The sequence below is a fragment of the Longimicrobium sp. genome, assembly GCF_036554565.1.
Lineage (GTDB): Bacteria > Gemmatimonadota > Gemmatimonadetes > Longimicrobiales > Longimicrobiaceae > Longimicrobium.
On the sequence record NZ_DATBNB010000379.1, the window covers coordinates 1 to 5,275 of the forward strand.

Annotated in this window: 1 protein-coding gene; it reads left to right on the forward strand. The window is 73.2% G+C overall.

Going from position 1 to position 5,275, the window contains the following annotated elements; all coding sequences use genetic code 11:
* The coding region (locus VIB55_RS10500) for an amino acid adenylation domain-containing protein (RefSeq protein WP_331876612.1) at window positions 1–5,275 on the forward strand (5,275 nt) is incomplete at both ends.

Genomic DNA, 5,275 nt, shown 5'->3' on the forward strand with positions numbered 1-5,275 from the left:
CGCGATGCTGGGCGTACTGGGTGCCGGAGGCGCGTACGTGCCGCTGGACCCGGCGTATCCGCGCGAGCGGCTGGGCTACATGGCCGAAGACGCCGGGATCACGCTGATCATCACCGACTCCGCGCACGCGGACCGGCTGCCGGAAGGCGCGGCCACGCTCCTGCTCGACCGCGAGCGCGAATCCATCGCGGCGGAATCCGCCGACGCGTTCGACAGCGCCGTCCTCCCCGAGAACCTGTCGCACGTGATCTTCACCTCCGGCTCCACGGGCCGTCCCAAGGGGGTGATGATCCGCCACTTCTCGGTCGTCGTCCTGCTGCACTGGCTGCGGGAGAACGTGACGGAAGAAGAGCGTTCCTCGGTGCTCTTCTCCACCTCCGTCAACTTCGACGTTTCCATCGCGGAGGTGTTCGGCACGCTCGCGTGGGGCGGCAAGCTGGTGCTGGTGGAGAACGCGCTGGAGCTGGCCACGGTCGAGGAAGAAGTCGTCCACGTCAGCATGGTGCCGAGCGCGGCCGCGGAGCTGCTGCGGGGCGGGGGCATCCCAGCGAGCGTGAAGACGCTGAACCTGGGCGGCGAGGCGCTACCGAACGCGCTGGCGCAGGGGCTGTACTCGCTGGGCACGGTGCAGAAGGTCGGCAACCTGTACGGGCCGACCGAGGACACGACGTACTCCACGTACTACGTGGTCCCGCGCGGCGCCGACCAGGTGCTGGTGGGCACGCCGGTGGCGAACACGCAGGCGTACGTGCTGGATGCGCACCTCCAGCCGGTGCCGGTCGGCGTCACGGGCGAGCTCTATCTGGCGGGCGACGGGCTGTCGCGCGGATACGCAAGCCATCCGGCCATGACGGCGGAGCGCTTCGTCCCCTGCCCGTTCGGCGTGCCGGGCGCGCGGATGTACCGGGTGATGGACCGCGTGCGGCGGCGCGCGGACGGGGAGATCGAGTACCTGGGCCGGATCGATTTCCAGGTGAAGGTGCGGGGCTACCGGATCGAGCTCGGCGAGATCGAGGCGCGGCTCGCGGAGCACTCGGGCGTGCGCGCCCCGGTGGTTCTCGTCCGGGAGGACGCACCCGGCGACCGTCGGCTGGTGGCGTACTACCTGGGGGATGAAGCGGTCGCGGTGGACGCGCTGCGTGCGCATCTCGCCGAGCGCCTGCCGGAGTACATGGTGCCGGCGGCGTACGTGTGGATGGAGGCGTACCCGCTCACGCCGAACGGCAAGGTGGACCGCAGGGCGCTCCCCGCCCCGGAAGGCGACGCCTATGCGGCCGGCGAGTACGCGGCGCCGGTGGGCGGGACGGAAGAGGCGCTGGCCGGGATCTGGGCCGAAGTGCTAGGCGTGGAGCGGGTGGGCCGCCATGACAACTATTTCGCGCTGGGCGGGCACTCGCTCCTGGCGGTGCGGGTGGTCTCGCGGATGCGCCAGGTGCTGGACGCCGAGGTGGGGATCGCCGACCTGTTCGAGCGCCCCGTGCTGGCTGATCTCGCGCGGGCCATCGGGAACGCGGCGCCCGCCGGGCTCCCGCCGATCGGGCGCGTCGACCGCCGCGGACGGCTGCCTCTTTCCTTCGCGCAGCAGCGCCTCTGGTTCCTGGAGCAGCTGGGCGACCTGGGCGGCACGTACCACATCCCCATGCGGCTGCGGCTGCAGGGAGAGCTGGACCGGGGAGCGCTGCGGCGCGCGCTGGACGCGCTTCTGGCGCGGCACGAGGCGCTGCGCACGACGTTCGTGGAGATGGACGGCGAGCCGGTGCAGCGGATCGCGGAGGAGAGCGCATTTCATCTCCTGGAGCACGATCTGCGCGGGTATCCGGAACCCGTGGCGGAGCTGGGCCGGCTGTCGGCCGAGGAGGCGGGCGCGCCCTTCGACCTGGAGCACGGCCCCCTGATCCGCGGCCGCCTGGTCCGGATGGCGGAGGACGACCACCTGCTCCTCCTGACGATGCACCACATCGTTTCCGACGGGTGGAGCATGGGGGTGCTGACGCGGGAGCTCGGCACACTCTACGAGGCCTTCGGCCGCGGCGAGCCCGATCCCCTTCCGCCGCTGCCGGTGCAGTACGCCGACTACGCGGCGTGGCAGCGGGAGTGGGTGGATGGCAAAGTGCTCCAGCAGCAGGCGGAGTACTGGACGAAGACGTTCTCCGGTGCGCCGGCGCTGCTGGAGCTCCCCACCGATCGTCCGCGCCCCGCGCGGCAGGACCACGCCGGGGCCACCGCGGCCATCGACCTGGGCGAGGAGCTCACGGCTGCGCTGAAAGCGCTGGGCCAGCGCCGCGGCACCACCCTCTTCATGACGCTGCTGGCCGGGTGGGCCGCCGTGCTGGGCCGCCTGTCGGGGCAGCACGACGTGATCATCGGCACGCCCAGCGCCAACCGCGGCCGCACCGAGATCGAGGGGCTGATCGGCTTCTTCGTGAACACGCTGGCCTTGCGCGTGGATCTCGCCGGCTCTCCCACCCTGGCGGAGCTGCTGGAGCAGGTACGGGCGCGGTCGCTGGGGGCGCAGCAGAACCAGGACATCCCGTTCGAGCAGGTGGTGGACCTGGTGCAGCCCACCCGCAGCCTGGCGCACAGCCCGCTCTTCCAGGTGATGCTCTCCTGGCAGGAGGCCTCGGAGGGCGGGCTGGAGCTTCCCGGCCCCGGGCTGGGAGGCGTGGGCCCGGCGTCGTTGCAGGTAGCGGCGAAGCTCGACCTGTCGCTCGGGCTGTGGGAGGCGGGCGGGCGCATCGTGGGCAGCGCCACCTACGCCACGGCGCTCTTCGAGCAGGCGACGGTGGAGCGCTGGCTGGGCTACCTGCGGCGGGTGCTGCAGGCGATGGTTGCCGACGATGCGCAGGCGGTCGACCGCGTGGAGCTGCTGGACGCGGCCGAGCGGCGCCTGGTGGTGGAGGAGTGGAACCGCACGGAGGCCGATTATCCGCGCGAGCTGTGCATCCATCAGCTCTTCGAGGCGCAGGCGGAGCGCACCCCCGGCGCGGTGGCCGTGGTGTTCCAGGATCTCTCGCTGACCTACGCGGAGCTGAACGCCCGCGCCAACCGGCTGGCGCACCACCTGATCGCGCACGGCGTGGGGCCGGAGGCGCGCGTCGCCATCTGCGTGGAGCGCGGCCCGGAGATGGTGGTGGCGCTGCTGGCGGTGCTCAAGGCCGGAGGCGCATACGTGCCGCTGGACCCGGCCTACCCGCGGGACCGGCTGGGCTACATGGTGCGCGACAGCGCCCCGATGGCGCTGCTCACCCGGGCGGCGCTGGCCGGGCTGGCGGGCGAAATCGCCGGCGCGCTCCCGGTCCCCGCCATCCACCTGGATGCGGGTGCGGAGTGGGAGCGCCGCCCGGCCACGAATCCCCGTATCGCGGGGCTCACCCCCGACCACCCGATGTACGTCATCTACACCTCCGGCTCCACGGGGCAGCCCAAGGGCGTGGTGAACCAGCACCGGTGCGTGGTCAACCGGCTGGCGTGGGGGCAGAAGGCGTGGGGGCTGGAGGTGGGCGGGGCGGTCCTGCAGAACGCGTCGTTCAGCTTCGACGTCGCCGCCCGCGAGATCTTCTGGCCCCTGATGGCCGGCGGCCTCGTGGTGATGCCGCGGCCGGAGGACGCCCTGGACCCGGGCTCCCTGGCGGAGACGATCCGGCGCGAGGCGGTCCGCACGGCGTGCTTCGTTCCCTCCCAGCTGCAGCTCTTTTTGGAGCACCCGGAGGCGGGGGACTGCCCGGGGCTGGTGCAGGTGGTGTGCAGCGGAGAAGCGCTCCCGGCCTCCGTGGCCCGGCGGTTCCGCGAGCGGCTGCCGGGGGTGGCGCTCCACAACGTGTACGGCCCGTCCGAGGCGGCCACGGCCACGGCCGCGCTGGGCTGCGCCGCGGACGGCGCACGGACCCACGTTCCCATCGGCGGCCCGATCTCCAACACGCGCGTCTACGTTCTGGACGGGGCGGGCGAGCCGGTGCCCGTGGGCGTCACCGGCGAGCTGTACATCGGCGGCGACGGCGTGGCGCGGGGGTACCTGGGCCGCCCGGAGCTGACGGCCGAGCGCTTCGTGGCCGATCCCTTCGGCGGCGAGCGGGGCGCGCGGCTCTACCGCACCGGCGACATGGCGCGCTGGCTTGCCGACGGAACCATCGAGTTCCTGGGCCGCAACGACTTCCAGGTGAAGGTGCGCGGCTTCCGCATCGAGCTGGGCGAGATCGAGGCGCGGCTGCGCGAGCACGCGTCGGTGCGCGAGGCCGTCGTCGCCGCGCGCGAGGAGCGGGCGGGCGATCAGCGGCTGGTGGCGTACATCGTGGGCGCCGGCACCGTGGAGATCGACGCGCTGCGCTCGTTCCTGTCGGCCCGCCTGCCGGAGTACATGGTCCCGGCGGCGTACGTGCGCCTGGAGGCGCTGCCGCTCACCCCGAACGGCAAGCTGGACCGCCAGGCGCTTCCGGCGCCCGAGGGCGACGCGTTCGCGCGGCGCGGCTACGAGGCCCCGGTGGGCGAGGCGGAGCAGGCGCTGGCGGAGGTCTGGAGCGAACTCCTGGGCGTGGAGCGGGTGGGGCGCCGCGACAACTTCTTCGAGCTGGGCGGCCACTCGCTGCTCGCCGTCCGCGTGATCTCGCGCGTGCGCCAGGCGACGGGCGCGGAGGTGGGGATCGGCGACCTGTTCGAGCGCCCGGTGCTGGCGGACTTCGCGCGCGGGCTGGAGCAGGCGGGGCGCGCCGACCTGCCCCCCATCGAGCGGGTGGAGCGGACCGGCGGGCTCCCGCTCTCCTTCGCCCAGCAGCGGCTCTGGTTCCTGGAGCAGATGGGGGGCGCGGGGAGCACCTACCACATCCCCAAGCGGCTGCGCCTGCGCGGCGCGCTGAACGCCGCGGCGCTGGCGCGCGCGCTGGAAACGATCGTGGCGCGGCACGAGGCGCTGCGGACCACCTTCCACACCGCCGGCGGCCAGCCGGAGCAGCGAATCGCGCCGGCCGGGGAGAGCGGGTTCCAGCTGGCCCTGCACGACCTGTCCGCCCATCCCGATGCCGGGCCGGAGCTGCGCCGCCTGATGGACGAGGAGGCGATCGCCCCGTTCCACCTGGAGCGGGGGCCGCTGCTCCGCGCCCGGCTGGTCCGGATGGCGGAGGACGACCACGTGCTGCTGCTGACGATGCACCACATCGTCTCCGACGGCTGGTCGTCGGGCGTGCTGACGAACGAGCTGGGCGCGCTGTACGGCGCCTTTCTCCGCGGCGAGCCCGATCCCCTTCCGCCGCTGCCGGTGCAGTACGCCGACTACGCGGCCTGG